This window comes from Sphingobium sp. WTD-1, from assembly GCF_030128825.1.
In the GTDB taxonomy this organism is placed as follows: Bacteria; Pseudomonadota; Alphaproteobacteria; order Sphingomonadales; family Sphingomonadaceae; genus Sphingobium.
In genome coordinates this window covers 4,698,525-4,724,615 of sequence record NZ_CP119127.1, presented here as the reverse complement: position 1 = coordinate 4,724,615, position 26,091 = coordinate 4,698,525, and the positions used below count along the sequence as shown (strand labels likewise).

Here is a 26,091-nt window from a genome sequence, read left to right as displayed (position 1 = left end):
GAGGAAAAATGCAGCTGGATTCAAGAACAAGGCCATGGGCCTGCATAGGCACAGCGATCACGCTGCTTGCCCTTTCTGCGTGTGGTTCACCATCTCCGACGCCCGACAATCAGGGCGCTGCGCCCGCCGCGCCGGAAAACTCCTCCAGCAACGCTGCCCAGCCGGAAAAGGCGCCGCTCCCCCAGCACAGCGAGGCCGACCTGTCGCCCCTGTCCTGTACCGCCGAGATCGGCGCTGCTGCGGCCGCGCGTCGCGTGAAGCTGTGCATCAGTGTGTCGCCAGCCACCCATCCGCCCTGCAATGCCGCCAATAGCTGTGCGATGATCGAGGATGAGATCGCGCGCAGTTGCGCCCTGTTTGACGGCCAGGGCGAGCCGATGGCGGGATGCACGCCCGAGCCCAAGAGTCTGGCGGCTGCGGCGGCCGTGGTGCAGCGTTATTATGCGGCGATCAACGCGCGCGATTATGGCACCGCCTGGAGCCAGTGGGGCGAGAATGGGCCGGCAGGGCAGACGATGGAAAAATTCCAGGCCGGCTTTGCCGCCACCCGTGCGACCCATGTGACGATCGGCCGGATGACGCCGGGCGATGCGGGCGCCGGCTCCGTTTACCAGCCGGTGCCGGTGACGATCGACGCGGAACTGGCGGATGGCACCCGCCAGCATTTTGTGGGCACCTATGTCGTGCGGCGCGTCAATGATGTCGATGGGGCGTCAGCCGCGCAGCGGCGCTGGCATATCGATTCGGCGAAGCTGCGACCCGTTTCGTCGGAGTGAGGCGGGCGGCGTGCTGCCTGTGCCCGACCATTCATCCCCGCTTCATATGATCCGATGCCTAGCCGCAGCATCGTGCTCCGAACCGGTCCGGCCGGGGGAGAGGCGCGGATTATCGGGTCGAAAGAATAAAGACGATGCGCGGGTGGAAATGGGGGCTGGCCGTTGCGACGGCTGCCATGATGCTGGGGATTTTCGGTGGCAAGGGGCAGGCGGCGCCGGCGCGGCGCGCGCCCAGCCCGGCCGAACAATATGGCATGGAAGAGGCCGATCGCGACGATGGGCTGCTGCAGGACGTGGTCCTGGGCATGCATAATGACGAGCGCAGCCGCTGGGGCCTGGTTCCGCTTACCTGGGACCGGACGCTGGCGGCGGATGCTGCGCGCTATGCGCGGCAGATGGCGCGGACCAATATTTTTGCCCACAGTCCGCGCGCGACCCGTGCAGTGCCGAGCGGCGAAAATCTGTGGATGGGAAGCCGGGGCCTCTATGATTATGAGGTGATGGTCGGGGCCTTCCTCAATGAACGGCGCTATTTCCGCCGGGCCGGCAAGATGCCCAATTTCAGCACCACCGGTCGCTGGCAGGATGTCGCCCATTATACCCAGATTATCTGGCGCGGCACCCGGTCGGTTGGCTGCGCGCTGGCCGAGGGGCGCAGCTTCGATTATCTCGTCTGCCGCTATTATCCCGCCGGCAACATGTTCGGCATGGGGCCGCTGGATGCAGCGCCGGTGCTGGCGAGCGGCGAGGAATAGGGGCGGCCGGGACCGCCCCCCCCCCCCAATCCGATCAGATCACCGCCTTCACCAACTGGGCGAAGGCGTCGGCGCGGTGGCTCATTGCGTGCTTGGCGTCCGGGTCCATCTCGCCGAAGCTGATGTCGTGGCCCAAGGGCTGGAACATCGCGTCATAGCCAAAGCCATTTGCCCCGCGCGGTGGCCAGACCAGCAGGCCGTCGACCCGGCCCTCGAACGCCTCGACATGGCCGTCGGGCCAGGCGAGGGCCAGGGCGCAGATGAAATGGGCGCCATGGCCGGCGTCCGGCCCCTTGGCCTGGACCCCGTCCCACACCTTCTGCATCGCCATGCCGAAGTCCTTGTCCGGCCCGGCCCAGCGGGCGGAAAAGAGACCCGGATCGCCGTTCAGCGCCTCGACGCACAGGCCGCTGTCGTCGGCCAGCGCAGGCAGGCCGCTGAGGTCGGCGGCCTGCATCGCCTTCAGCTCGGCGTTCGCGATGAAGGTGGTGCCGGTCTCCTCCGGCTCGGGCAGGTCGAGCGACGCGGCGGAGATCGGCTCGATCCCATAGGGGCCGAGCAGGGCGGCGATTTCCCGCACCTTGCCGGCATTGTGGCTGGCGATCACCAGCTTGCCGGGCTTCAGCTTGCGGATCGCCTGTTCCTGTCCATAGTCGTCGCTCATCTGGCTCTACCCTGCATTATTTCCGTCATCCCAGCGAAGGCTGGGATCTCACTTCTTTCTGACGTTAGAGCCGAAAGAAAAGGGAGATGCCAGCTTTCGCTGGCATGACGGCATTTTGTGTTTTGGCTTACCGACCCGTCGCCACATCCTGCGCGGCGAAGATCTTGGCGCAGCCGATGCGGGCGAGGCGGAGCAGGCGGAGCAGCTCTTCCTCGTCATAGGCGGCGCCTTCCGCCGTGGCCTGCACTTCGGCGAACTTGCCGTCGCCGGTCAGGATCAGGTTGGCGTCGGTCTCGGCATTGCTGTCCTCGGCATAGTCGAGGTCGAGCACCGGCGTGCCTTCATAGATGCCGCAGCTGATCGCCGCGACCTTCTGGATGATGGGGTCTTCGCTGAGCGCGCCCGAGGCGAGCAGCTTGTCGACGGCGATGCGCAGCGCAACCCAACTGCCCGAGATCGCGGCGGTGCGGGTGCCGCCATCGGCCTGGATCACGTCGCAGTCGATCACGATCTGGCGTTCGCCAAGCTTCTTCAAATCGACGACGGTGCGCAGCGAGCGGCCGATCAGGCGCTGGATTTCCTGCGTGCGACCCGACTGCTTGCCCTTGGCCGCTTCGCGGCTGCCGCGGGTGTGGGTGGCGCGGGGCAGCATGCCATATTCGGCCGTGACCCAGCCCGAACCCTTGCCGCGCAGGAAGGGAGGCACCTTTTCCTCGATCGAGGCGGTGCAGAGGACACGGGTGTCACCGAAGCTGACGAGGCACGAACCCTCGGCATGGATGGTGAAGCCGGGTTCCATGGTGATGTCGCGCATCTGGTCGGGCGCGCGGCCGGAAGGACGCATAATATTCTACTCCGAAGCGGTCAGGTGGCGGGGGATAGCGCCGGGATGCGCGTCATGCCAGTGCCATCCGCCAAAAGTTGCGATAAGAGGGGCGCCATGAAGAGAGCGATGATGATGGGGCCGGTTGCGATGTTGGCGCTGGCGGGATGCGTGACCGACCGGGAGAAGGTGGAGCTGGAGCCGCCGACGGCCGCCGGCGACACGATCCGCTTTACCGCCGGTCGCTGCTTCGGCGCCTGCCCCGCCTATACGCTCACGGTGACGCCCGATGGCTCGGGACTGCTGGAGCCCGAGCGCTTCACCTCCGTCCCCGGTCCGACCCGCTTCACCGTCAGCGCCGCGCAATATCGCCAGCTGCGCGCCGGCCTCGCCCCGTGGAAGCCGGCGACCGGCACGGCAAAGCGCATCGCCCAGGGCGAGAATTGCACCCGCTTCGCCACCGACATGCCCGGCTACACGATCGAATGGACGCGCGGCGGCGGGAAGAACGGGACGAAGCCGACCCGGCTCGATTTCCAGTCGGGCTGCATGGACAGCCGCTATGCGAAACTCCGCACGACGATCGGCGGGATACCCAAGATGCTGGGCATCGAACCGATGCTGAAGCCCAAGCCGGCAAGCTGAACCGTCGCCCCGCGACGCGACAGCCCGAAGTTCACAGTGTCGCAGGGCTAAATTGCGTCGATTCCGGCGAATGGCGCCTGCCACGCGCCGGCGCAGCGACAGGCACGTCACACGCGGGTCACGCCGACGCGACGGTCGCGCGCCTGTTACGCGACAATGAAGCGACAGCGAGGCGACAGGTTAGGGCGTGGGGCAGAGGTGTTAAGCGGGGCGTGGGAGCGGCCTGTTCCATCGCGCAGGGTAGATCAGAAGAGCGGCGAGTAGGAAAGGGAAGTCGGGAGTGCGCCCATGTCGGCCATTGATTGCCTATTGCGCGATGCCCAGAAGCAGAACTGAACTCCCATCAAGGATCGAGTGTCAACGCCATCGCATGACTGAAGCCCAAGTTTTTGAACGCATATTGTGAGGCGGGCGCATCGGTCGGTGTAACTCCGTATCGCGAAAACGTTTCATGTGCCGCTGGCGAAGCCGCCATGAGTGATAACCGGCGTATCCCCTTCTGCTTTGCAACCGACTTCAACCCGTCGAGCAACATTGGGAACACATGCAACCCTCTATGTGAACGCGGCGCAATTTTGCTCTGGTCCATGAGGGGTTTGGTCAGGTCAAGCAGGGTGACGTCAGAAATATGGATATCACCGGGATAACATTGTACCAAATCAATCTGCGCGAATGGGAAGCGCGCCTCCTCACCGAAAAAATTCTGAGTGCTGTACTCATTGAAATATTTGACACAGTAGACTTCTTTGAAAGGCTCCTCGCCAATTCGATCTTTAGTCAGACCATAGGCTTTACGTAGTTTATGCGGATGATATTTCCGCATTTCTTCACCATCCTTGACTAGGCCTCGGCCAATGGCTTCGTCCCAAACAAACAGGTTCGTGGTCGAAGCGCTCGCAGAGTCTCTTACGTAGTAGGCGGCGGTGTTGCGTGCCACAATCACCTCCTCCACGGTAGAGAAAAGCGTCTTGAAATGTTCCAGCGGTATCGCGTCGGACAAGTGCGTCACGTGTATGTAGTCCCTTGCTGAGATGTCACGACGGCAATCGTCATTGAATAGGCACTATACATTATTTCGTCGTGTCGGAAACATGCGATTACTCACATCCGTTTCCAGTATAACGGTTTTTGTAGAACGACGATCGGGCCTGTCGCCTTTTCTCGGATGATGCTTTATGGGAGGGTTTCAGCAATGCTTCGATCAAAGGATCGGTTTTGGAGCGGTGAATGGCAGAAATACAAGTAGGGAATTTCCGGCTCCATAGCCATGATACACTCATCATCCCTGAAGATCAGCCCGTTGTTATCAAGGAAGGTGAATGGACGATAAACATCCATTCAGCCGATGAGGGACAAGATAGCTCGTGGGCGATGAACACCTATGAGCATACGGTGACGGTCAACCTTTCAACGCCGAGTCCGCTTCGCGAGGCCATCGTCCATGCCGGACAGAAAGACGACCTTTTGACAAGTTGGCGTATTTTAGTGGTGCATTGCCAGATCGATACTAGGCGGTGTTGACAAAAGCTTTCAGCCATAGTCGCGCGGCAGCGAGGTTGATGAAGCTCTCGAACGACAGGACGGTCTTGTCGTAGCGGGTGGCGATGCGGCGCTGCTGCTTGAGTTTGGCGAACATGCGCTCGACACGATTGCGATCCTTGTAGCGCCGGTAGTCGGGATGGGCCGGCACCTTGCGGTTGGAGCGCGGCGGGATGACGGGCAGGATGCCTCGCATGAGCAGGTTCTCCCGGAACCTGTCGCCATCATAGCCTTTGTCGGCGAGCAGCGCCCTGGGCTTGGGCAGCGGCAGGTTCATCAGATCGTCGGCCGCCGTATAGTCCGATGCCTCGCCGCCGGTAAGGATGAAGCCGACAGGGAGGCCCTGATTGTCACAGCGGGCGTGGATCTTGCTCGTAAAGCCGCCGCGTGATCGACCAAAAGCCTGCGCACAAGCCCCCCTTTTCCGCCCGCTGCCGAGACGTGGCCGCGAACCGTGGTGCTGTCGATCATGTGCTGCCAGTCGTCGGTGAGGCCCAGATCGACCAACGTTTGCAGCATGGCGTCCCAGACGCCTTGCTCCGCCCAGCGCCGGAACCGGACATAGACCGAGTTCCACTTGCCATAGCGCTCGTGCATGTCGCGCCACGGGCAACCGACCCGCAGCACATGCAGCATGCCATTGAGAAAGCGCCGGTTATCGCCGGCCGGTCGGGCATGCCTCCCACGCTCGGACGGGAGTAGCGGCCCGATCAACTCCCACTCCGCGTCCGACAAATCCCCTCGATCCATGACCGCTCCCCAAAGAGCAGCCTTGAATCAGAACACGCACCGATTGGGAATCCCTTTTGTCAACGCCGCCTAACCTTCGACGTGTTACATACAGTTTGGCGAAGGCGCTCGATTAACCATTGTTTCAGCCACGTCCAATGGCAGCTATATCATCAGATTAGTTAGAAACCCGTCCTTCCGCTATCGGCCATTTTGCGCGCATCACCACCTCGGCTTCGCGTTGCAGCGCCCCGCTGCTTTTCCTGCTTGAATCAAGAAAAGCAGGATGCCGGGTCAGGCCCGGCATGACGGATAGGGAATTGGCCAATCTCCCCCGTTGAGCCAGCGCTTAAAGCCGCCTACATCATCGCCATGGCCGCCACTGCCTCCATCGCCGAACTGAATGACCGCGCGCGCGACGTGTTTCGCATGGTGGTGGACTCCTATCTGGGCACCGGATTGCCGGTGGGGTCGCGCACGATCAGCAAGATGGGGCTGAGCCTCTCGGCCGCCTCGATCCGCAATGTGATGCAGGATCTGGAGGAGCTGGGCCTGCTCGCCGCGCCGCATACCTCGGCCGGGCGAATGCCGACCGAGACCGGGCTGCGGCTGTTCGTCGACGGGATGATGCAGGCGGCCGAGCCGTCCGCCGAAGAGCGCCGCGCGATCGAGGCCGGACTGGCCGAGGGCGGGCCGATCGAGGAGGCGCTGTCGGCGGCAACGGCGACGCTTTCGGGCCTGTCCGCCTGCGCCGGTATCGTCATGGTGCCAAGGCGCGAGCCGGTGCTGCGCCAGTTCGGCTTCGTGCCGCTGAATGACCGGCAGGCGCTGGCCGTGCTGGTCGGGCAGGATGGATCGATCGAGAATCGCGTGCTCGACCTGCCGCGCGGGGTGACGCCCTCGATGCTGAACGAGGCGGCCAATTTCATGTCGGCGCGCTTTGGCGGGCTGACGCTGCGCCAGGCCGGTGACCTGCTGGCGCGCGAGATGGAGCAGGAGCGCTCCACGCTGGAGGGCGCGGCGCGCGAACTGGTGACGCGCGGCATCGCGATCTGGAGCCATGATGCCGATGACAGGCCCGTGCTGATCGTGCGGGGGCAGGCGCATCTGATCGACGATGGCACCGCCGCCGACCTCGACCGGGTGCGGCAATTGCTGGAGCAGCTGGAGGGCAAGCAGGAGATTTCGCGCTTGCTGGAGAGCGCGCTGGCCGGCAGCGCGACCAAAATCTTCATCGGTTCGGAAAACAAGCTCTTTTCCCTTTCGGGTTCATCGGTCATAGCCGCCCCCTATCGCGGCGGGGACGGCCGGGTCGTCGGCGTGGTCGGCGTGATCGGCCCCACGCGCTTGAACTATGCCCGAGTGATCCCCATGGTGGATTTCACCGCACAGACGCTGTCGAGATTGATGAGATGAGCGAAGACAAGCAGACTATCGAAAATACCGAAACCCTGGACCAGCTGCCCGAGCAGGAGACCCCCGTGGACGCCCCTGAAAACGCCAATGCCGAGCGTATCGCAGCGCTGGAAGCCGAGCTGGAAACGGCCAAGCAGGACATTCTCTACGCCCATGCCGATACGCAGAATGTGCGGCGCCGGCTGGAGAAGGAACTGGCCGACGCGCGCGCCTATGCCGCGACCAGCTTCGCCCGCGACATGCTGTCGGTGGCCGACAATCTGGGTCGGGCACTGGCCGCCATCCCCGCCGATCTGCGCGAGGACGACAAGTTCAAGGGGCTGGTGACTGGCCTGGAAGCCACCGGCCGCGAGCTGGAGGCGGTGTTCGGCCGCAACGGCATCACCAAGATCGAATCGGTCGGCCAGCCGCTCGACCCGAACAAGCATCAGGCGGTGATGGAACTGCCGTCGGCGGACGCCGAGCCGGGCACCGTGCTGGTGGAAATGCAGGCCGGCTACAGCATCAAGGACCGCTTGCTGCGCCCCGCCATGGTCAGCGTGGCGAAGAAGCCGGACTGACAAATATCCGCCCCGTTCGGGCTGGATCGGTCAGGGTCCCCCGTGGGGCCGCAAACGCACCGAATCCTTGCCCGAACGGAGGCCCCTTTTGCTGCACGACCTCAACCTTACCACCGACCGTCCGACCTTTGTCACCCATCTCGAATGTTCGCTGACCGGTGAGCGTTATGAGGCGGATCGGCTGCATGGGCTGTCGGCGGCGGGCAAGCCGCTGCTGGTGCGCTATGATCTGGACGGCGTGCGGGCCACGCTGACCAAGGAAGCACTGGCCGCGCGGCCGATGGACCTGTGGCGCTGGCGCGAATTGCTGCCGGTGCGGCAGACCAGCAACATCGTGAGCCTGGGCGAGAATGCGACGCCGCTCATTCCGCTGCCGCGCACGGCGAAGCGGCTGGGCGGGGCGCAGTTGCTCGCCAAGGATGAAGGGCGGTTGCCGACGGCCTCGTTCAAGGCGCGGGGCCTGGTCATGGCGGTCTCCATGGCCAAGGAACTGGGCGTGACCCAGGTGGCGATGCCGACCAACGGCAATGCCGGCGCGGCGCTGGCCGCCTATGCCGCCGTTGCCGGTATGGAATCGGTGATCTTCTGCCCGGCCGATACGCCCGAAGTGAATGTGCGCGAGATCGCGGCGCAGGGCGCGCGGGTCTATCGCGTCAACGGCTATATCGACGATTGCGGCGCGATCGTCGGCCAGGGCGTCAAGGAACGCGGCTGGTTCGATTTCTCGACGCTCAAGGAGCCCTATCGGATCGAGGGCAAGAAGACGATGGGGCTGGAACTGGCCGAGCAGCTTGGCTGGGAACTGCCCGACGCGATCTTCTACCCCACCGGCGGCGGCACCGGCCTGATCGGCATGTGGAAGGCGTTCGACGAGCTGGAGAAGATCGGCTTCATCGGCTCCAAGCGGCCTAAGATGTTCGCGGTACAGGCCGAAGGCTGCGCGCCGATGGTCCGCGCGTTCGAGCAGGGCGTGGAATTTGCCGAGCGCTGGGAGGATGCCCAGACCATCGCCATGGGCATTCGCGTGCCCAAGGCCGTGGGCGACTTCCTGATCCTGCGCGCGGTGCGGGAAAGCGGCGGCGCGGCGCTGGCGGTGTCGGACACGGCGATCGCGGCGGCGGTGCGCGACGTGGCGCGCGACGACGGGCTGCTGCTCTGCCCCGAGGGTGGGGCGACGCTGGCGGCCTACAGCCGAGCGCTGGACGAAGGGCTGATCGGGCGGGATGAGCGCGCGGTGCTGTTCAACTGCGCCAGCGGCCTCAAATATCCGCTGGAAGACCAGAGCCGCACGCTCGACCGGCACGCGCCGATCGATTTCGCGTCGCTCTGAAGAATGGGGAGGGCGGGTCTGCACCCGCCCGTTCACCCTTAGAAGCGATAATCCCAGCCCAGGGTGAAGAGACGCCCGCGACCGGCGAAGAAGGCCAGATTGTCGTTGGGCAGGCGCGTGTCGCTATTATAGTCGATATAGAATTTATCGAACAGATTCTGGACGCTGAGATAGACGCCGCCCAGTGATGCGGTGTCATAGCGCAGATAGGCGTCGGTGACCGCATAGCCGCCGAAATTGTTGCGCCGGTCCGGGTTCGCCTTGCCATGGAAATTGCGCGACAGATAATATTGGGTCTGCAGCCGCGCCGAGATGGCGCCATGGCGATAGTCGGCGGCGACGTTCAGGCGATCGGGCGAGATGTTGGTGCCGTCCAGATCGGTATCGACGATGCCGTCGGGATTGGCGCTGTCGCTGTCATAGCGGCCCTTGAGATGGGCATAGCCGGTGGAGAGCTTGAGCCCCGGCAGCGGCGTCTGCACGCCGAGGTTGATTTCCAGCCCTTCGATCTCGACCCGCTGGCGCTGCACGGTGAAGATGCCGTCGCCCTGCGCGATCAATATCTGGCCCTTGTCGCTGGACGACCAGAAATAGGTGGCGCTGGCGTCGATCGGGCCGCGCTTCACCTCCAGCCCGATCTCGCGGTTGTTGGAGACGATCGGGCTGATGTCGAGATAATCGTCGAGGTCGATGCCCGCGACGCCGATCGACCGGGTGACGCGGCCGACATCGGGCATGGTGAAGCCCTCGGCATAGCTGGCATAGGCACGAATGCCCTCAAGCGGTTCGAAGATCAGGCCGCCGTTCAGCAGCGCGTCGGAGAATTTGGGCTTGCCGCCATCGACGTCGACGCCGCCATAATTGGGCGCGGTGGTGGAGGCGAGGGTGTGGAAATCGTCGATCTTCACCTGCACATTTTCCCAGCGCACCCCGCCGGCGACGCGGACCAGCCCGTCGGCGATCTTGAGATTGGCCTGGGCGAAGGGGGCGATGGAACGGAAGTCGCTGGGCGGCACCCAGGTGCGGCCGGTGACCATCAGTCGCTGTTCCGTCTTGTCGAACAGGACGTCGAGGCCAACCGTGGTGGTCAGCGCCTCGAAGCCGGGCAGGGCGCGTTCATAGCTGATCTTGCCGCCGATCTTGCGCGACCGGTTTTGCGACTGGTCGAACAATGTGCCGACCGGCGCGATGGCGGGATCCTGGAAGGTCGCGATTGCGGCGAACTCGCCGCCGAAAATGTCGCGGCTGCGGTTGAAGAAAAGCTGGGTGACGAGGTTGCCGCCGGCGACATCGCTGTCGGTGTAGGAGAGGGACGCGCTTTCGGTGCGGTTCGATCCCGGCGTGCCGGGGGCGTCGCCCTTGACCGCGGTGGTGGGGAGGCCGCTGGCGCGGCTGCCGGCGAGCGGGACATAATCGCCATCGCCCTTCAGCTCATAGCGATTGAGGATCAGGTCGAGCCGGCCGGTATCGCCCACGGCATAGCCCAGCCGCGCGAAGATATCGGTGGCCTGCGACGCCTGGGTCTCGCCCTGGGTCATGTTGATGCCGATGCGGCGGTTGCGCGCGTCGTAGAAGGCGCCCCGCTTCTCATAGGAGGCGCCGACGGTGGCGTCGAAAGCGCCGGCCTTATACTGGACGAGTCCCGCCGCCTTGCCGCCGAAGCCATCACCGTCGAAATCGTCGCTCGCCGACCCCTGCAGCAGCACCCGGCCGCTGATGCCTTCTTCCTTGGGCGCGCCGACCGTCACCTGGTTGACGATGCCGCCGGTGCCGCCAATGCCCTGCAGCGCGTTGGAGCCATAGATGAGTTCCACCCGGTCGATGAAGAAGCCGTCGATGGTGAAGCCGTCGCGGCTGCCGTCGCGCAGCGGGGTCGATTGGGGGATGCCGTTGATGGCGTAGAGCGGCGAGCGGCCGCGCAGCGTTTCCCCAGCACCCGACAGCTTGCCGCGCGTGGGGGAGAAGCTGGGGGTGAGGGTGGAGATGGCATCGGTGACCGAGCCGGAAATCGCGACTTGCTGGTCCAGCATCTGCTTGTCGATCAGGTCGATCGTTAGCGGCAACGCATTGGGCGGCAGGATCGAGCGGGCGGCGGTGACGACGATCGATTCGGCGCCCTTGGTGTCAGCGTCGGCTTCGGCCTCGGCCTGCTGCGCCATGGCTGGCGATGCGAGGGCGATGGTCAGCGCCGCCAGCGCGATTGCAGAGTGACGAATTTCGATATGACGCATCATCGCGATCCCCTGATCTATGTTGGGCAGGGCTGCTAACGACAATCGATCGCAAGAACAATCACATTCTGCATAATGCTTATGCGATGAGGCGATAAGTCCGATTTTCGGGCGTTTCGGGTGGGTGTCTCTATCATAAGATGCATAAAGATATATCTCATTCATTGACGTCGATGATTTGTAAGATATATCACAATGCATCATGAAGCATTTTGAAAGAGAGAATATGCATTTTTCCCATTCTGATCGCGGCGCTGGACGCCGGGGTTGCCGGCCGGGCCGGCACATGGATGACGCCATGGCCGATCGCGGTTTCGACCCGCGCGGCTTGGGCCAGCGTGGCGGACGCGGCCATGGCCGCTTCTTCGGACCGGGCGGCTTTGGTCCCGAGGGCTTCGGGCGCGGTTTCGGCGGTGGCCGGGCAGGTGGCCGGGGCGGTCCGTTCGGTGAAGACGGCTTTGGTGACGGTCCTTTCGGCGGTGGCCGGGGCGGGCGTGGCGGCGGGCGTCGGCGGCTGTTCGGCAATGATGCGCTCAAGCTCATCTTGCTCAAGCTGATCGCCGATGCGCCGCGCCACGGCTATGACCTGATCCGCGAGATCGAGAGCCTGTCGGGGGCGGTCTATGCGCCCAGTCCGGGCGTCGTCTATCCGACCCTGACGCTGCTGGCCGACATGGACCTGATCGCCGAGCAGCCCGGCGAAGGCAGCCGCAAGCTGTTCGCCATTACCGAGGCGGGCACCGCCCATCTGGCCGAGCATGAGGCCGGCGTTGCCGAGGTGATGGAGAAGCTGGCGCATCTGGCCCGCAAGGCCGAACGTAATGATGCTGCGCCGGTGCGCCGCGCGCTGCAGAATATGCGGGTGGCGATCCAGCATCGGCTTGAAAAGGAAGGCGCCGATTCCCAAACCATGTTCGACGTCGCGGCCCTGATCGACGAGGCCGCCAGCAAGATCGAAAGGCTCTGACCCCATGACGCTGACCGCCACCGTGCCGACCACCCATGGCAGCCGTTACCTGCAGCAGCTCTGCAAGCATTGGAGCCACAAGTTCGAGACCAGCTTCGACGCGGACAAGGGCGAGATCGCCTTTCCGATGGGGCCGATCCACCTGAGTGCCGATACCGAGTTGCTGACCGTGGTGCTGGAACCCAATGCGGACGCGGATGTCGAGACGTTCAAAAAGGTCGTCGCCGACCATCTCGACCGCTTCGCCTTCCGCGAGGCACCCTTGCCCTTCCACTGGGCCTGACACGCGAAAGGAGCCGGGTCTGCACGGCCCGGGCCCTTCCCTGGTAAGCTCGATGAGGACCGGCAATTCCGGTCCTTCTTTGTATCAGCTGTCGGTCTTGGCGCGCATGGCGGCCATGCGGGCGTTGGTCGCCTGCACGTCGGCGGCGGTGACGATGCCGTCCTTGTCGGCGTCCTGCTCGGCAAAGGCACGCGCACCCGATGCGTCATATTCGGCCTGGGCCATCTTGCCGTCCTTGTCCTTGTCGAGGACGTTGAAGCGGACATGGGCCTGGCGGATCTGGCGCTGGCGCTCCTCGGTCTTCTTGTCTTCGGTCAGGCTCGATTCCGCGAGCTGCTTTTCGAGCCGGGCGGCATATTCGCCGACATATTCCTCCTCCGACACCCAGCCATCGCCATTGACATCGGTCGCCTTGAAGCGGGTGACGCGCACCGCGTCGAACTCGGCGCGGGTGACCTGGCCGTCATGGTCGCTGTCATAGTCGTGGACGAAGGCGCCGCCTTCATGCGGGGCGGCGAAGGCGGGCGTGCCGGCGGTGGCAACGACGGCGGCGATCAGGATGGAACGGGTGTTCATGGCGTGTCTCCGGGATATCAGGCGGCGTCGAAGGCCAGCGTGTAGGTGTAGCTGCGATAGGGTGTTTCTGACCCGGTGGGTGCGGCGCCGCGATGGCGGACCAGGATCAGATAGGTGCCGGCATCGTCGGGCTTCAGGCTGAAGCGGCCCTGCGCGTCGCTCTTGGTCTCGGTCGCGACCTTGCGGCCGTCATGCACGCCGGCGCTGCGGAACAGGGTGACCTGCGTGGCGGGCAGGGGCTTGCCGTCGAACAGCAGCACGAAGCTGGCATCGCTGCCCGACACGATGGCGTTGGGATGGGTGACCGGCTGGATTTCGAGGCCCATGCCGACCGGCTTGAGCGCGGCCTGCGTCGTCTGGCCGCGGGTGACATAGGCGTCTGCCAGCGTCATGCTCTGCACTTCGACCTCCTGCGCGCCGGGCTTGGGATCGCCGCCCTCGCCGCGCATCACCCAGACATCGCCGACGCGGAACATCTTGCCCTTGCGTCCGGCGCGCTGGCCGGTGGTGATGCGATAGGTGCCGTCCGCCTTCAGATCGGCCTCGAACACTGACAGGTCACGCAGATAGGTGACCGGGCCGGTGGTCGCCTGGCTGCCATCCGGCGCGACCAGGTGGAAGGGCGCGTCGCGCATCGCGACTTCGGGGACGAAGGCGTCCTCGGCAAAGGCCGAGGTGACGGTGACATGGTCAGCCTTTGCGGCATCGAACAGGGTCGGCAGCACATAGGGCATATGCGCCTGGGCGGCAGTGGCGCCGGCCAATAACAGCACAGGCAAGGCGGCGGCGAACAGGGCGTTCACCGGGCGGCGATGGTTGGACAATGGGGTTCCCCCTTGGTTTCGTTACGCCTCTTTATAGTGTATAGTGAGAATCACTTGCAATAGCATTTAATCGGAGTAGAGAGCGGCCCGACCCGGCGCCTGATGCGCCGCAACAATGATATGGGGGCATTTTTCATGACCAAGTCCAAGACCCTGCTACTGCTGGGCACCGCGCTGATCGCGCTGCCACTGCCGGTGATGGCGCAGGAGCAGAGTGACGACATTGCGTTGGCGAGCGATTCGCAGTTCGCACTCGACCGGATGATCATCTCCGCTGGCGTCGAGAAGGTCGCGCTGGACACGCCGCAGGCGGTGACCGCGCTGGATCAGGAGGATATCGACCAGTTGCAGGCGACGACGATCGGCGACCTGCTGGAAGGCATGCCGGGCGTCAATGTGCAGGGCGGCGTCGGCCAGCTCGGCCAGGGCTTCAACATTCGCGGCATGGGCACGGTGATCGGCGACAGCGACAACCGCATCCTGATGACGGTCGATGGCGTCACCAAATTCTACGAACAATATCGCATGGGTGCCTTTTTCAGCGAGCCCGAACTCTACAAGCGGGTCGAGGTGCTGCGCGGCCCGGCATCCTCCACCCTCTATGGCGCGGGCGCGCTGGCGGGCGTGATCAACTTCACCACCAAGGATGCGTCGGACTTCCTGCGCGACGGCGACAAGCTGGCCGTGCGGTTGAAGGGCGCGACCGAAACCAATGCGCAGGGCCATACCCTGTCGGGCATCGTCGCGACCGAGCCGGTCGACGGCGTCGAGCTGCTGGGCAGCTATAATTATCGCCGCACCGACGATTACAAGAGCGGCAATGGCGACACCGTTGCTGCCTCCGCCACCGAATCCGACAGCTGGCTGGTCAAGGGCCGGGTCGCGATCGGCGGCAACAAGAAGCATGCGATCTGGGCGTCCTACCAGGACTGGATCAGCGACGCGCCGCAGGTCTATGACCAGATTTCGGCCGCCACCGGCAGCTCGCTGATGCGCCGCCGGGTCCACGACAAGACCGCCGTGCTGGGCTATGTGAACGACTTTGACGGCAGCAAATTCTTCAATGTCGAGGCGCAGGTCGCCTATTCGCTGTCCAAGGTCCACCAGACTGAGACGACCTTCCTGGGCGCGAACCTGGAATATTCCGATTTCTCCTATGAAAGCTGGCAGGCCAAGGTCCAGAATACCAGCGAGTTCGCCATGGGCGGCGACTGGACGACCTTCCTGATCTTGGGCGGCCAGTGGAGCACGCAGGAACGGCGCAACCCGCGCGTCAATTTCGACGGTACGGTGACGCCCGGCGCGGGCACCCATCCCGAAGGCGACATGGACCGTTACGGTCTGTTCGGTCAGTTGGAGATTGTCTGGTCCGACACGCTGACCATCATGCCGGGCGTGCGCGTCGACTGGACCCGCCTGACGCCGGGTGACACGGTGGTCGGCGGCACCGTCCTCACCGACAAGGTGAAGGATAGCGGCGTGTCGCCCAAGCTTGCCGCGCTCTACAATATTACGCCCTGGTTCGGCCTGTTCGGGTCGGTCGCGCGCACCGTGCGCATGCCCAATATCGACGAAATCTTCACCCGCAGCGCGACCCGGCCGAACAATCCGGATCTGAAGCCCGAGAAATCGGACAATTATGAAGCCGGCTTCACTTTGTCCTTCGACGATATGCTGGGCAAGAATGACCGCTTCCGCGCGAAGACCACCCTGTTCCAGAACGACGTCAAGGATCTGATCGTCAACGTCTCGGCAGCGGCGGGCACGCCCTATTTCCAGAATATCAACCGGTCGCGCTTCAAGGGCATCGAGCTGGAAGCCGAATATGGCATTGGCGGCTTCTATGCGCGCGGCAATGCCAGCTTCATCGATGGCAAGAACCGGTTGACCGGCGATTATCTCAACACCATCCCGGCGAACGACTATCGCCTGACGCTGGGCTATAATGATGTGGCGAGCGGCCTGTCGGGCGGCTGGACCGGCGAATTTGCCGAGCGCCAGGACAAGGTGACGCCGGGCAGCTTCGCCTCGGCCGGGTCGGGCCTGGCGACGCCGGGCTACAGCGTCCACAACCTGTTCTTCGCCTTCAAGCCGCAGGGTGGCCTGGCCAAGGGCTTTGAATTCCGCATCGCCATGGATAATATCTTCGACAAGCAATATCGCCGCCATCTGTCGTCGCTCGCCGCCGAGGGACAGAGCTTCCGCTTCACCGTGGCGAATAGCTTCTGACGCCATGACGGGCGTGCGGCGTCCCTTTCGCGTCACGGGGCCGGCGGCGGCCTCGCTTGGGATAAACGCGCTGCTGATCGCGGCGCTGCTGAACCTGGGCATGGGCCGCGCGCCGAAGCGCGAGGAGGGGGCTGCACTGACCGTCATGTCGCTGGCGGCGCTGAAGGGCGTGGAGCAGGGGGTGGAGCAGGCCGAGGCGGCGGAGGCGACGGCGCAGCCCGAAGCCCCGGTGCCGACGCAGGCGCCGCCCCCCACGCCGGTCAGCCCGCCGCAGCCGGTGCCGCCGCCGATGGTGGCGATCCCTTCCGCATTGTCGCTGCCCGTCGCGGTGGCGCCGGCTGCTCCGTCAACGCCAGTGGCCGCGGCGGCGCCGTCATCACAGCCCGCGGCCAGGGCGGCGCCGGTCATGGCCGCCAGCGCCGGCGCGCCGCCGGCCCGGCGCGGGATCTCCGACGGCCTGGACGCCAACGCCCCGGCCGGCAACAGCCGCGCCTATGCCGCGCGGGTCCGCTCCTGGCTCTATGCCCACAAGATTTATCCCCGCCGCGCCAAGATGCGGCATGAGGAAGGGGTGGTGAAGGTCCGCTTCGTGATCGACCGCGCCGGCATGCTGATCGAAGGGCGTGTGATCAGCAGTTCCGGCCGCGCCTCGCTCGACGAAGAAGCCGCCGCCATGCTGCACCGCGCCTCGCCCTATCCCAAGGCCCCGTCTGACATATCCGGCGACCGCATCGAATTCACCGCGCCGGTGGAGTTCGTGCTGCCGGTGTAGCTGGGGATGGTCTGGGGACGGCCATTTGTCGACATTCCCAACCTGAAATGGATCGCCTACAATATGTCTTAGTGGAGGGGCTATGGCACTTGCGATCGAGCAATGGATTAGACGAAAATCGATCGCCGCCGTCGATGCCGGGCTAGGCGGGTGGGCGGATGCTTCGGAAATATCGGTCCTCGGTAAGCCAATTTACCAAATGCACGACGGCCCCGTAAGGCTTGTGCTATCGGAGCTAGGCTTTGCGTACGATGGTGCCCCAGCCGCCTTTGAATGCAGATATGATCAGGTGAAAGTCCTCCACCTTGTTCCGCTTCGAGAACTGCTGCCCAAAAATCATGATCTTCTACCGAGAAATGATCAAAGTAGATTGTTGATAATGGGGATCACTCGACAGAGCAGCCTGCAACGCCTTGAGATGCAATTCTCACTCAGAGCGTATAGTCAGATTGCCTCGGTGCTTCCGCACATTATTGATGAATTGCCGTAAAGGCGTCGGGCGGTTCAAAGTTTTAACGGATGCCTTCACCCGGCTTGCCCCCTGCTGGCGGGGCAAGCCGGGTGGGTAGGGCGGTTCAACCCTTGGCCTTGGTGGCCGCGATATAGGCCTGGACCTGTTCGCCCAGCACGTCGAGCGGCAGGGCGCCGTTGGCCAGCACCACTTCATGGAAGTCGCGAATGTCGAACTTCGCGCCCAGCGCCTGTTCGGCTTCCTTGCGCAGCTGGGCGATGCGGATCTGGCCGATCATGTAGCTGGTCGCCTGGCCCGGATTGTTGATGTAGCGATCGACTTCCTTGACGATGTCGCGTTCCGACAGGGGCGCATTGTCGCGGAAATACTGGATCGCCTGTTCGCGCGTCCAGCGCTTGGCGTGCAGGCCGGTGTCGGTGACCAGGCGGATCGCGCGCCACATCTGGAGCGAGAGCATGCCGAATTCCGAATAGGGATCCTGATAGGCGCCCATTTCCTTGGCCAGGCGCTCGCTATAGAGGCCCCAGCCTTCGGTATAGGCGCCATAATAGCCGAAGCGGCGGAATTTGGGCAGGTCGGGCAGTTCCTGCGCGCGGGCGATCTGGAAATGATGGCCCGGCGCGCCTTCATGATGGGCGATCGCCGCGACCTGCGGCTTCTGCACCTGATTCATGTCGGCGAGATTGACGTAGAAGATGCCGGGGCGCGATCCGTCGGGCGCGGGCTGGTTGTAGAAGGCGACCGAGGCGGTTTCCTGCCGCCAGGCCTCGACCGCGCGCACCTCCAGCTTCGCCTTGGGCAGGACGCGGAAGAAGCGCGGCGCGGCGTCCATGGTCTGGGCGATGGCGGCGCGGGCGTCCGCCAGATAGGCTTCGCGGCCGGCAGCGTCATTGGGATATTTGAACTTGGGATCGGTGCGCAGCGCCTGGAAGAAATCGGTCAGCGATCCGGCAAAGCCGATCCGCGCCTTCACCGCCTCCATCTCCGCCCGGATCGCCTTGACCTGATCGAGGCCGATCTGGTGGATCTGGTCGGCGTTGAGGCTGGTGGTGGTGTAGAAGGCAAGGCGGGCGTTATAATAGGCCTCGCCGCCCGGCAGGCTCCAGGCACCGTCATTGCCCTTGGCCTTGGGCTCGATCGCATCGAGCGCGGCGAAAAGGGTCTGGAAGCCCTTGGCGAAGGGGCCGGTGAGCGCGGCCTGTGCGTTCGCGATCAGCTTGGCCTTCTCCGCATCCGATGCCTTGAGCGCGCCGACCTTCTTCTTGAAATCGGCGAACAGGGTCGAGTCCGGCCCCTGATCGAAGGGCGCGCCGCTGATCACCTTCTTCGCGTCGGCACGGGCAGGGGCGAACACCATCTTGGGCGGGACGATACCCTGTGCCGCCTGGTCGCGCATCTTGGTCGCGACCTCGTTCATCACCCGTTCGCTATCACGCAGGCGGGCGATATAGGCCTGGGCATCCGCTACGCTGTCGACGCGATGCTCGTTGATCAGGAAGACCGGGATGTTGCCCGCGGGGCTGCCATTGGTGGACACGGGGAAGGCATATTTGGCGAAGGGCGCCTGCTGCTTCGACGTCGCCACCTGCGCTTCGAACAGGCGATAGCTGAGGCGCGCCGAGGGGCCGAGCCGTTCGGGCGAGAAGCGGCGATGCAGCTGCGCAAGCTGTTGTTCCTGCAGCGCCAGGCTGCGGGCGTCGGCCCGTTCGCTATAATCGTCGAGCTTGCCATAGTCGGTCTTGAGGCCAAGGCTGGTCATAGATTCCGGGCTGAGCGCTAGTTGCTGGTCGAACGCCTGATCGAGGAAGGCGAGCAGCGCCTTGTCTTCCTGCGCGGTCGCCGATGCGGGCGCAGCGGTAGGCGCCTGGGCCAGGATCGGTGCGGGGGCGCCGAGGGCAAGGAGCAGCGCGAGCGAGATACGGACGGTCATGGCAATTCCTGTCGCGAATGGGGATGCGGAGGAGAGACAGGCGCGCGGGCGCCAAGTCAAGCCGGGCCTTGCGAAAGCGATCGCTTTTCCGGGACTTGGACGACCGTCCCTGAAGCCTCTGGACAGGCCGTGCCTTTCTGCCATCTATTTTGCGTGCGACAATCAAAGGTTGAGCGGGGGTAGGGCGATGACGATCAGTCTCAAGGTCAATGGACAGACGCGCACGGTGGAGGCCGATCCGGCCAAGCCTTTGCTGTGGGCGTTGCGCGAGGATCTGGACATGGTCGGCACCAAGTTCGGCTGTGGCGCGGGGCTGTGCGGCGCCTGCACCGTGCATATCGACGGCAGCCCGGCGCGCGCCTGCCAGACGCCGATCGGCGAGGCGCAGGGCATGGCGATCACCACGATCGAGGCGGTGGCGCAGAGCGATGCGGGCAAGCGGATATCCGATGCCTGGGTCAAGCTGGACGTGCCGCAATGCGGCTACTGCCAGGCGGGGCAGATCATGAGCGCGACCGCGCTGCTGGCGACCACGCCTGACCCCAGTGACGAGGACATCGATGCGGCGATGATGGGCAATCTCTGCCGCTGCTCCACCTATGTCCGCATCCGCGCCGCGATCAAGGATGCGGCCAGGGCGGGAGCGAAGGCATGAACGCGCCGATCCTGTCGCGCCGCTGCTTCCTCAGCGCCTCGCTGGTTGCGGGCGGTGGTTTGCTGTTCGACCTCAACATCCCGCTGGCCGGCGCGGCCGAGGGCGCGCCGCAGATATTGACCGCCTTCGTGCGCATCCTGCCCGACAATCGTGTCATCATCGGCGCGAAAAATGCCGAGATCGGGCAGGGCGCCAAGACGATGCTGCCGATGTTGATCGCCGAGGAACTGGACGTCGACTGGGCGCAGGTGACGATCGAGCAGACCCATGCCGACCAGAAGATATTCGGCGGACAGACGGCCGGGGGCAGTCGCACGACGCCGCGCGAATGGCTGCCGACGCGCAAGGCCGGTGCCGCCGCGCGCGCGATGCTGGTCGCAGCGGCGGCGCAGATATGGGGCGTGGCGCCCGCGACATTGAAGACCGGCAGCGGCAAGGTGAGCGATCCCGCATCGGGCAGGAGCATGACTTACGCGGCGCTCGCCGCTGCCGCCGCGCAGCAGCCGGCGCCCGATCCGGCGACATTGACGCTGAAAGACCCCAGGGATTTCCGCATCATCGGCCAGTCGATCGGCGGGGTGGATACGCCCGCGATCGTCGCCGGCAAGCCCTTGTTCGGGATCGATTTCAAGCTGCCCGGCATGCTCTATGCCGTGCTGGAAACCTGCCCGGCCTTTGGCGGCACGTTCAAGACGGCCAATCTGGACGCGGTCAAGGCGCTGCCGGGCGTGGCCCATGTGCTCACGATCAAGGGCGACGGCACGCCAGAATCGCTGTTCGACGGCGTCGCCATCCTGTCGACCAGTTGGTGGAGCGCCAACCAGGCGCGCGAAACGCTGAAGGTCGAATGGGACATGAGCGCGGTCAGCGGCTTTTCGACGGAGGGCTACGCCGCGCAGGCGGCCGAACGGCTGAAGAGGAAAGCGGATGGCGACATCGTCCGTGCCGGTGACGTGGAGGCCGCCTTTGCCGGGGCGGCGAAGACGGTCAGCGCGCAATATGATTATCCGTTCCTGGCGCATGGCACGCTGGAGCCGCAAAACTGCACCGCCCTGTTCAAGGATGGCGCGATCGAAATCTGGGCGCCGACGCAGAATCCAGAAAGCGGGCGCGGGCTGGTGGCCAAGGCGCTGAACCTGCCGCCGGAGAAAATCCGCATCAACTTCACCCGCATCGGTGGCGGCTTCGGCCGGCGGCTGATGAACGACTATATGGTGCAGGCGGCGGCGATCGCGGCGCAAGTGCCGGGCGTACCGGTGAAGCTGCTGTTCAACCGCCAGCAGGATATCCAGCGCGATTTCTATCGCCCGGCCGGCTGGCACGGCTTCCGGGCAGCGCTGGACAAGGGCGGCAAGCTGACCGCCTTCCACGATCATTTCGTGACCTTCGGCAAGGACGGCAAGCCGGTGCGCTCGGCAGAGATGCCGGCGAGCGAAATCCCCGCCGGCCTGATCGACACGGTGCTGCTCGAACAGAGTTTCCTTGCCACCAACATGCCGACCGGCTGGCTGCGCGCGCCCGGCTCCAACGCGCTGGCCTTCGTCACCCAGGCCTTCCTGGACGAAGTGGCGCAGGCGGCGGGCAAGGATCTGCCGACGCTGATGCTTGAACTGCTGGGCGAACCGCGCGAATTGCCGCGCGGTCCCAATGCGCCGCCCTTCATCACCGGCCGCGCCAGGGGCGTGATCGAGAAGGTGGTGGCGATGAGCGGCTGGGCCGATCGCGGGAAATTGCCCAAGGGGCGGGGCAAGGGCTTTGCCTTTTACTACAGCCATATGGGCTATTTCGCCGAGGTGCTGGAGGTGGCGCTGGTCGATGGCATGCCGAAGGTCGCGACCGTGTGGGTCGCGGGCGATGTCGGCAGCCAGATCATCAACCCGATGAACGCGCTGCACCAGGCGCAGGGATCGGTGATCGAAGGGCTGGGCCAGGCGCTGGCCGGGCAGAAAATCACCCAGGTGGCGGGGGCTGTCGAGCAGGCCAATTTCGACACCCATCCGCTGCAGCGCATCCCCGATACGCCGCACATCATCGTCGAGTTCGTGAAGACCGATTATCCGCCGACCGGCATGGGCGAGCCGGCGTTGCCGCCGGTGATCCCGGCGCTGGTCAACGCGCTGCACGCCGCGACCGGCAAGCGCATCCGCACTCTGCCGATCGTACCGGAAATGTTCGCCTGAACCTTGTTTTTCGACCCCCTCTTTACTTGGCCTGAAAAATCTTGATGATCGTCAAGAATTTGATGGCGGATCGACATGGCGTCATCCGTCATGCCGGTCAGAGGGGCAAAAAAGCCCCCGCCTGAGATTGGGCCGCGTCCAGGGCAAAAGACCGGACGCCAAAGGGGGACATCAGGGTGAAGCAGCTTCCGGTGAAGTTCGGTCTGTTGGCGTTGCTCTCTGCGTCGGTCGTGCTGGCCCAAGGGGGGAGCGGGGCCGATGGCGGTCCCGACGGCGCGACGATGAAGGAGACGGAGGAGGGCATCCCCGTCACCGATCCGCTGGTCCAGGAAAAATGCGGCAGCTGTCACGCGCCCGATGCCAAGGGCAACCTGTCCCGCATCAGCTGGGTGCGTACCACGCCGGAGGGCTGGGCGCAGGCGATCAAGCGGATGGTGCGCTTGAACGGTCTGGGGATCACCCCCGAGGAATCGCGCGCGGTCATCAAGTCGCTGTCCGCCTCGCACGGGCTGGCGCCGGAGGAGGCGCGGCCGGTCATGTATCTGCCCGAAAAGCGGATCGTCGATGAAGTGCTGCCCAATGAGACTATGCGCGGCGCCTGCGCCAGCTGCCATGCCTTTGCCCAGCCCCTGTCCTGGCGCCGGTCGAAGCTGGAATGGAAGACGCTGCAGGATCTGCATGTCGCGCTTTATTCGCAGGCCGACGCCCAATATCGCCGCCCGGCCGAGGATAGCGAGCAGCCCGCCGGCCGCGACCCCAAGGACAAGATGACGCGCGGCGAATATGCGCTGACCTACCTGCCCAAGGTGGCGGGGCTGCATACGCCCGAATGGGCCGCCTGGAGTTCACGCCTGCGCGCGCCGCGGCTGGCGGGCGACTGGCTGGTGGTGGCGTCGGTGCCGGGGCAGGGCCGCTTCGTCGGCACGATGACGGTGGCGCCGGGCGCGGCGGCGGACGAGTTCAAGACCAGCGCGTCGCTCACCTCGCTCACCAACGGCGCGACCATCAGTCGCAGCGGCACCGGCCTCGTCTATTCCGGCTATAGCTGGCGCGGCTCGTCGAAGGGCGGCGCGGTGCCGGGGAAGCCCGATGATCTGGGCAGTCCGGCGCGTGAGACGATGTGGTTCGCGCCCGACCAGCAGCGCGCCGAAGGGCGCTGGTTCTGGGGCGAATATCAGGAATTCGGCTATGATGTGAAACTGGTCCGCGCGACTGCTGCGCCCGCGATCCTGGCGGTGACGCCGGGCGCGGTGAAGGCCGGGGCGAAGAGCGTCGATGTCACCATCTGGGGCCATAATCTGCCCGCGTCGCTGACGGTGGCGGACGTCGATCTGGGCGCGGGCGTCACCGTCGCCAGGGTCGTGTCGGCGACGCCGGGCAAGGCGGTGCTGAGCGTCGATGTCGCGGCCAGCGCGCCCGCCGGTCAGCGCGATGTCGGCATTGGCGGCGCGGTGCTGGAAAAGGCATTCCCGGTCTATCGCAAGGTCGATTATCTCAAGGTCACGCCGGAAACGAGCCTGGCCCGGCTGGGCGGCACCAAGTTCGCCAAGGGATATCAGCAGTATGAGGCGATCGGTTATGACAATGGTCTGGATGGCAAGCCGAACACTGTCGACGATGTCGCGATCGGCCCGGTCGACGCGACCTGGTCGATGCAGGAATTCATGTCGGTCTATTATGATGACGACATGAAATATGTGGGCGCGCTGAGCCCCACCGCCTTCTTCACGCCGGGGCTGGAAGGCCCCAATCCCGAACGCCGGTTCAGCCGCAACAATTATGGCGAGGTCTGGGTCGTCGCCACGGCGAAGGGCGAGAGGGACAAGTTCGGCAAGCCCCTGAGCGCGCGGTCCTATCTGGTCGTGACCGTGCCCATGTATCAGCGCTTCGACCAGCCGGAGGTGTCGCGATGACCGTCATGCAGGCCCCCGCCTATCGTCGCGCCGAATATCATGGCTTTGCCGCCGGCGGCAGCGATTTCGTCTATCTGGTGAGTGCCGGCGCGATCTTCGAGATCGATGCGCAGGTGCAGGCCGTGCTGGACCGGCTCGATGGACAGGAACTGAGCCATGCCGCCCTGGTCCGCGAACTGGCGGGCGAGGAGGGCGACCTGGCCGAAGCCGAGTCGCTGGTGCGGGAATTGCGCGCGGCGCAGCTCATCCATCTGGGCGCGGCGCCGGTATCCGTGCCCGAAGCGCCGCCGGCCGATTTCCCGTTGCAGGCGCTGGTGCTCAACATCACCAACCAGTGCAACCTTGCCTGCACCTATTGCTATGAATTTGGCGCGGACAAGATCGCCACGCCGGCCGGCAAGCCCAAATATATGACGCTGGAAACGGCCAGGGCGTCGGTCGACCTGCTGATCGCCGAGGCGGCCCATCGCCCGTCGGTGCATATCACCTTCTTCGGTGGTGAAACCTTGATGAATTTCAAGCTTTTGCGCGATGTGGTGGAGTATGCCAATGGCGCGACGGCGGCGGCAGGCAAGGGGATCACCTATAGCCTCACCACCAATGCCACGCTGCTGACCCCGGAGATCGTCACCTTCCTGTCGGACAATCGGGTCGGCGTCACCGTGTCGATGGACGGGCCGCCGGAGTTGCAGGACAAGCATCGCGTCTACAAGAATGGCAAGGGCAGCTATGCGGTGATCGAGCCGCGGCTGCGCACGCTGATCGCCCATCACCGCACCCGCGCCGTCACCGCGCGCGTCACCCTGACCGAGGGCGTGACCGATGTCGTGCGCATCTTCCGGCATCTGAAGGATGATCTGGGTTTCCACGAAGTCGGTTTCGCGCCAGTGACGACGGGGGAAACGCGGGCCTATTCGATCGATGTCGATGGCATGGACAGCGTGCTGGCGCAGTTCAACCTGCTGGCACAGGAATGGCTGGAATATGCGCTGCGTGGGCAGGTTCATGGTTTCACCAATGTCAGCGAGACGATCAGCGAGCTGATTTCGGGCGTCAACAAATCGCATCCCTGCGGCGCGGGCATGGGGCTGATGGGGGTCAGCCCGTCGGGCGACCTGTCGCCCTGTCATCGCTTCACCGACGCCGACACCCATGTGATGGGCCATGTGTCGAGCGGCATCGACCGGGTCAAGCAGGGCGATTTCCTGAGCCGCGGCCATGTCGGCGCCAAATATGATTGCCAGAGCTGCTGGGCGCGGCCGCTCTGCGCCGGCGGCTGCCACCATGAGGCGTTCGTCCGCTATGGCGACACCGGCCACGCCAATCTCCATTATTGCGACTGGATCCGGCAATGGACCGATACCTGCCTGCATATTTATGGCGAGCTGGCGGTGAAGAACCCCGGCTTCCTCGAGCATTTCGCTGAACGAAAGGGGCTGTCATGAAGCATCTTCGTGCCATCAACAAAAAGGCGCGGCGGATCGACGACGCCGTGACGCAGATGGAGGCGGCGATCGAGGCCGCTGCTGCGTCGGGCGCTACGCCGTCCGATATGGAGGAGGATGTCGTCGCCCTGCAACAGGCGCCGCGTCCGCATGTGCCGATGGGCTGCACCCTGTCCTTCTCGCCCGGCTGGGAAGTGGATGCGGGCGGCGGCACCGCGGGCCTGTGCCAGCCGGTCGAGCGCGACATCTATGACTGCTACGTCACCTGCTTCTGGCCGGTGCAGGTGCCCGATCATGTGAATTATTCGCCCGACTGGGCCAGCAACTGCGCCACCGCGACCAAGGACTGGCGCAATCTCGACCTGGTATTCCCATGA

24 protein-coding genes and 1 pseudogene are annotated in these 26,091 nt (G+C 64.6%); 17 read left to right on the top strand and 8 right to left on the bottom strand.

Features of this window, described 5'->3' with window-relative positions:
• Positions 1-8 precede the first annotated feature (8 nt).
• Both N6H05_RS23450 and N6H05_RS23445 read left to right on the top strand, forming a co-directional pair.
• Positions 9-776, top strand: coding sequence for a hypothetical protein (locus N6H05_RS23450; protein WP_284111903.1), 768 nt, complete (start codon positions 9-11; stop codon positions 774-776).
• A 134-nt stretch (positions 777-910) separates the two neighbouring features.
• Positions 911-1,531, top strand: coding sequence for a CAP domain-containing protein (locus N6H05_RS23445; protein ID WP_284111902.1), 621 nt, complete (start codon positions 911-913; stop codon positions 1,529-1,531).
• A gap of 34 nt (positions 1,532-1,565) precedes the next feature.
• Here N6H05_RS23445 and rdgB read toward each other — a convergent pair whose 3' ends face one another.
• Entirely contained in the window at positions 1,566-2,195 is a 630-nt protein-coding gene (gene rdgB / locus N6H05_RS23440) for an RdgB/HAM1 family non-canonical purine NTP pyrophosphatase (RefSeq protein WP_017499030.1), read from the bottom strand.
• A gap of 127 nt (positions 2,196-2,322) precedes the next feature.
• Positions 2,323-3,039 (bottom strand): ribonuclease PH, encoded by a 717-nt coding sequence (gene rph / locus N6H05_RS23435; protein ID WP_004210935.1) that lies wholly within the window; start codon positions 3,037-3,039, stop codon positions 2,323-2,325.
• A 96-nt stretch (positions 3,040-3,135) separates the two neighbouring features.
• Between rph and N6H05_RS23430 the strand changes: the two genes are divergently transcribed.
• Positions 3,136-3,663 carry a DUF6438 domain-containing protein gene (locus tag N6H05_RS23430; protein ID WP_284111900.1) on the top strand — a complete coding sequence of 176 codons (528 nt, stop codon included), beginning with the start codon at positions 3,136-3,138 and terminating at the stop codon, positions 3,661-3,663.
• 343 nt (positions 3,664-4,006) lie between these two features.
• On the opposite strand, the gene N6H05_RS23425 is transcribed toward N6H05_RS23430, so the two are convergent.
• Positions 4,007-4,672 (bottom strand): GNAT family N-acetyltransferase, encoded by a 666-nt coding sequence (locus tag N6H05_RS23425; RefSeq protein ID WP_284111899.1) that lies wholly within the window; start codon positions 4,670-4,672, stop codon positions 4,007-4,009.
• 218 nt (positions 4,673-4,890) lie between these two features.
• Here N6H05_RS23425 and N6H05_RS23420 point away from each other — a divergent pair, with 218 nt between their 5' ends.
• Positions 4,891-5,184, top strand: a complete 294-nt coding sequence (locus N6H05_RS23420; protein ID WP_284111898.1) for a hypothetical protein — start codon at positions 4,891-4,893, stop codon at positions 5,182-5,184.
• On the opposite strand, the pseudogene N6H05_RS23415 reads toward N6H05_RS23420, so the two are convergent.
• A pseudogene (locus tag N6H05_RS23415) lies at positions 5,171-5,952 on the bottom strand (IS5 family transposase). The gene N6H05_RS23420 and the pseudogene N6H05_RS23415 overlap by 14 nt on opposite strands.
• 351 nt (positions 5,953-6,303) lie before the next feature.
• Between N6H05_RS23415 and hrcA the strand changes: the two are divergent.
• The 3 genes from hrcA to N6H05_RS23400 all read left to right on the top strand — a co-directional run bounded on the left by hrcA (position 6,304) and on the right by N6H05_RS23400 (position 9,237).
• Complete coding sequence (gene hrcA, locus N6H05_RS23410) at positions 6,304-7,347, top strand: heat-inducible transcriptional repressor HrcA (protein WP_161733000.1); 1,044 nt, start codon at positions 6,304-6,306, stop codon at positions 7,345-7,347.
• The gene (gene grpE, locus N6H05_RS23405) at positions 7,344-7,907 is read left to right on the top strand and encodes a nucleotide exchange factor GrpE (protein WP_125997692.1); all 564 of its coding nucleotides are present in this window, start codon (positions 7,344-7,346) and stop codon (positions 7,905-7,907) included. Before hrcA ends, grpE begins: the two co-directional genes overlap by 4 nt.
• 88 nt (positions 7,908-7,995) lie before the next feature.
• A complete protein-coding gene (locus N6H05_RS23400; RefSeq protein WP_284111896.1) occupies positions 7,996-9,237 on the top strand; it encodes a threonine synthase in 1,242 nt (413 codons plus the stop codon).
• A gap of 38 nt (positions 9,238-9,275) precedes the next feature.
• On the opposite strand, the gene N6H05_RS23395 is transcribed toward N6H05_RS23400, so the two are convergent.
• Positions 9,276-11,471, bottom strand: coding sequence for a TonB-dependent receptor (locus tag N6H05_RS23395; RefSeq protein ID WP_284111895.1), 2,196 nt, complete (start codon positions 11,469-11,471; stop codon positions 9,276-9,278).
• Between the two features lie 295 nt (positions 11,472-11,766).
• On the opposite strand from N6H05_RS23395, the gene N6H05_RS23390 reads away from it, so the two are divergent.
• On the top strand, positions 11,767-12,435 hold the full coding sequence (locus tag N6H05_RS23390) for a PadR family transcriptional regulator (protein WP_284111894.1): 669 nt from the start codon (positions 11,767-11,769) through the stop codon (positions 12,433-12,435).
• A gap of 4 nt (positions 12,436-12,439) precedes the next feature.
• The gene (locus tag N6H05_RS23385; protein ID WP_284111893.1) at positions 12,440-12,718 is read left to right on the top strand and encodes a DUF2218 domain-containing protein; all 279 of its coding nucleotides are present in this window, start codon (positions 12,440-12,442) and stop codon (positions 12,716-12,718) included.
• Positions 12,719-12,802: 84 nt separating this feature from the next.
• Here the strand turns inward: N6H05_RS23385 and N6H05_RS23380 are convergent, their stop codons facing one another.
• The gene (locus N6H05_RS23380) at positions 12,803-13,294 is read right to left on the bottom strand and encodes an EF-hand domain-containing protein (protein WP_284111890.1); all 492 of its coding nucleotides are present in this window, start codon (positions 13,292-13,294) and stop codon (positions 12,803-12,805) included.
• 17 nt (positions 13,295-13,311) lie between these two features.
• Entirely contained in the window at positions 13,312-14,118 is an 807-nt protein-coding gene (locus tag N6H05_RS23375) for a DUF4198 domain-containing protein (protein WP_284111889.1), read from the bottom strand.
• Positions 14,119-14,253: 135 nt separating this feature from the next.
• Between N6H05_RS23375 and N6H05_RS23370 the strand changes: the two genes are divergently transcribed.
• From N6H05_RS23370 to N6H05_RS23360, 3 genes are all read left to right on the top strand, one after another.
• A complete protein-coding gene (locus N6H05_RS23370) occupies positions 14,254-16,347 on the top strand; it encodes a TonB-dependent receptor domain-containing protein (protein WP_284111888.1) in 2,094 nt (697 codons plus the stop codon).
• Positions 16,348-16,351: 4 nt separating this feature from the next.
• Entirely contained in the window at positions 16,352-17,119 is a 768-nt protein-coding gene (locus tag N6H05_RS23365) for an energy transducer TonB (RefSeq protein ID WP_284111887.1), read from the top strand.
• A gap of 82 nt (positions 17,120-17,201) precedes the next feature.
• Positions 17,202-17,609, top strand: a complete 408-nt coding sequence (locus N6H05_RS23360) for a hypothetical protein (protein WP_284111886.1) — start codon at positions 17,202-17,204, stop codon at positions 17,607-17,609.
• A gap of 85 nt (positions 17,610-17,694) precedes the next feature.
• On the opposite strand, the gene N6H05_RS23355 is transcribed toward N6H05_RS23360, so the two are convergent.
• Positions 17,695-19,521 (bottom strand): DUF885 domain-containing protein, encoded by a 1,827-nt coding sequence (locus tag N6H05_RS23355; protein ID WP_284111885.1) that lies wholly within the window; start codon positions 19,519-19,521, stop codon positions 17,695-17,697.
• 187 nt (positions 19,522-19,708) lie between these two features.
• On the opposite strand from N6H05_RS23355, the gene N6H05_RS23350 reads away from it, so the two are divergent.
• The 5 genes from N6H05_RS23350 to qhpC all read left to right on the top strand — a co-directional run bounded on the left by N6H05_RS23350 (position 19,709) and on the right by qhpC (position 26,091).
• Positions 19,709-20,176 carry a (2Fe-2S)-binding protein gene (locus N6H05_RS23350; RefSeq protein ID WP_284111884.1) on the top strand — a complete coding sequence of 156 codons (468 nt, stop codon included), beginning with the start codon at positions 19,709-19,711 and terminating at the stop codon, positions 20,174-20,176.
• Positions 20,173-22,356 (top strand): xanthine dehydrogenase family protein molybdopterin-binding subunit, encoded by a 2,184-nt coding sequence (locus N6H05_RS23345; protein ID WP_284111883.1) that lies wholly within the window; start codon positions 20,173-20,175, stop codon positions 22,354-22,356. Before N6H05_RS23350 ends, N6H05_RS23345 begins: the two co-directional genes overlap by 4 nt.
• Before the next feature lie 176 nt (positions 22,357-22,532).
• The gene (gene peaA, locus N6H05_RS23340; protein ID WP_284111882.1) at positions 22,533-24,269 is read left to right on the top strand and encodes a quinohemoprotein amine dehydrogenase subunit alpha; all 1,737 of its coding nucleotides are present in this window, start codon (positions 22,533-22,535) and stop codon (positions 24,267-24,269) included.
• Positions 24,266-25,714, top strand: coding sequence for a quinohemoprotein amine dehydrogenase maturation protein (gene peaB / locus N6H05_RS23335; RefSeq protein WP_284111881.1), 1,449 nt, complete (start codon positions 24,266-24,268; stop codon positions 25,712-25,714). Before peaA ends, peaB begins: the two co-directional genes overlap by 4 nt.
• Entirely contained in the window at positions 25,711-26,091 is a 381-nt protein-coding gene (qhpC, locus tag N6H05_RS23330; RefSeq protein WP_017501471.1) for a quinohemoprotein amine dehydrogenase subunit gamma, read from the top strand. The genes peaB and qhpC overlap by 4 nt, the downstream gene beginning before the upstream one ends.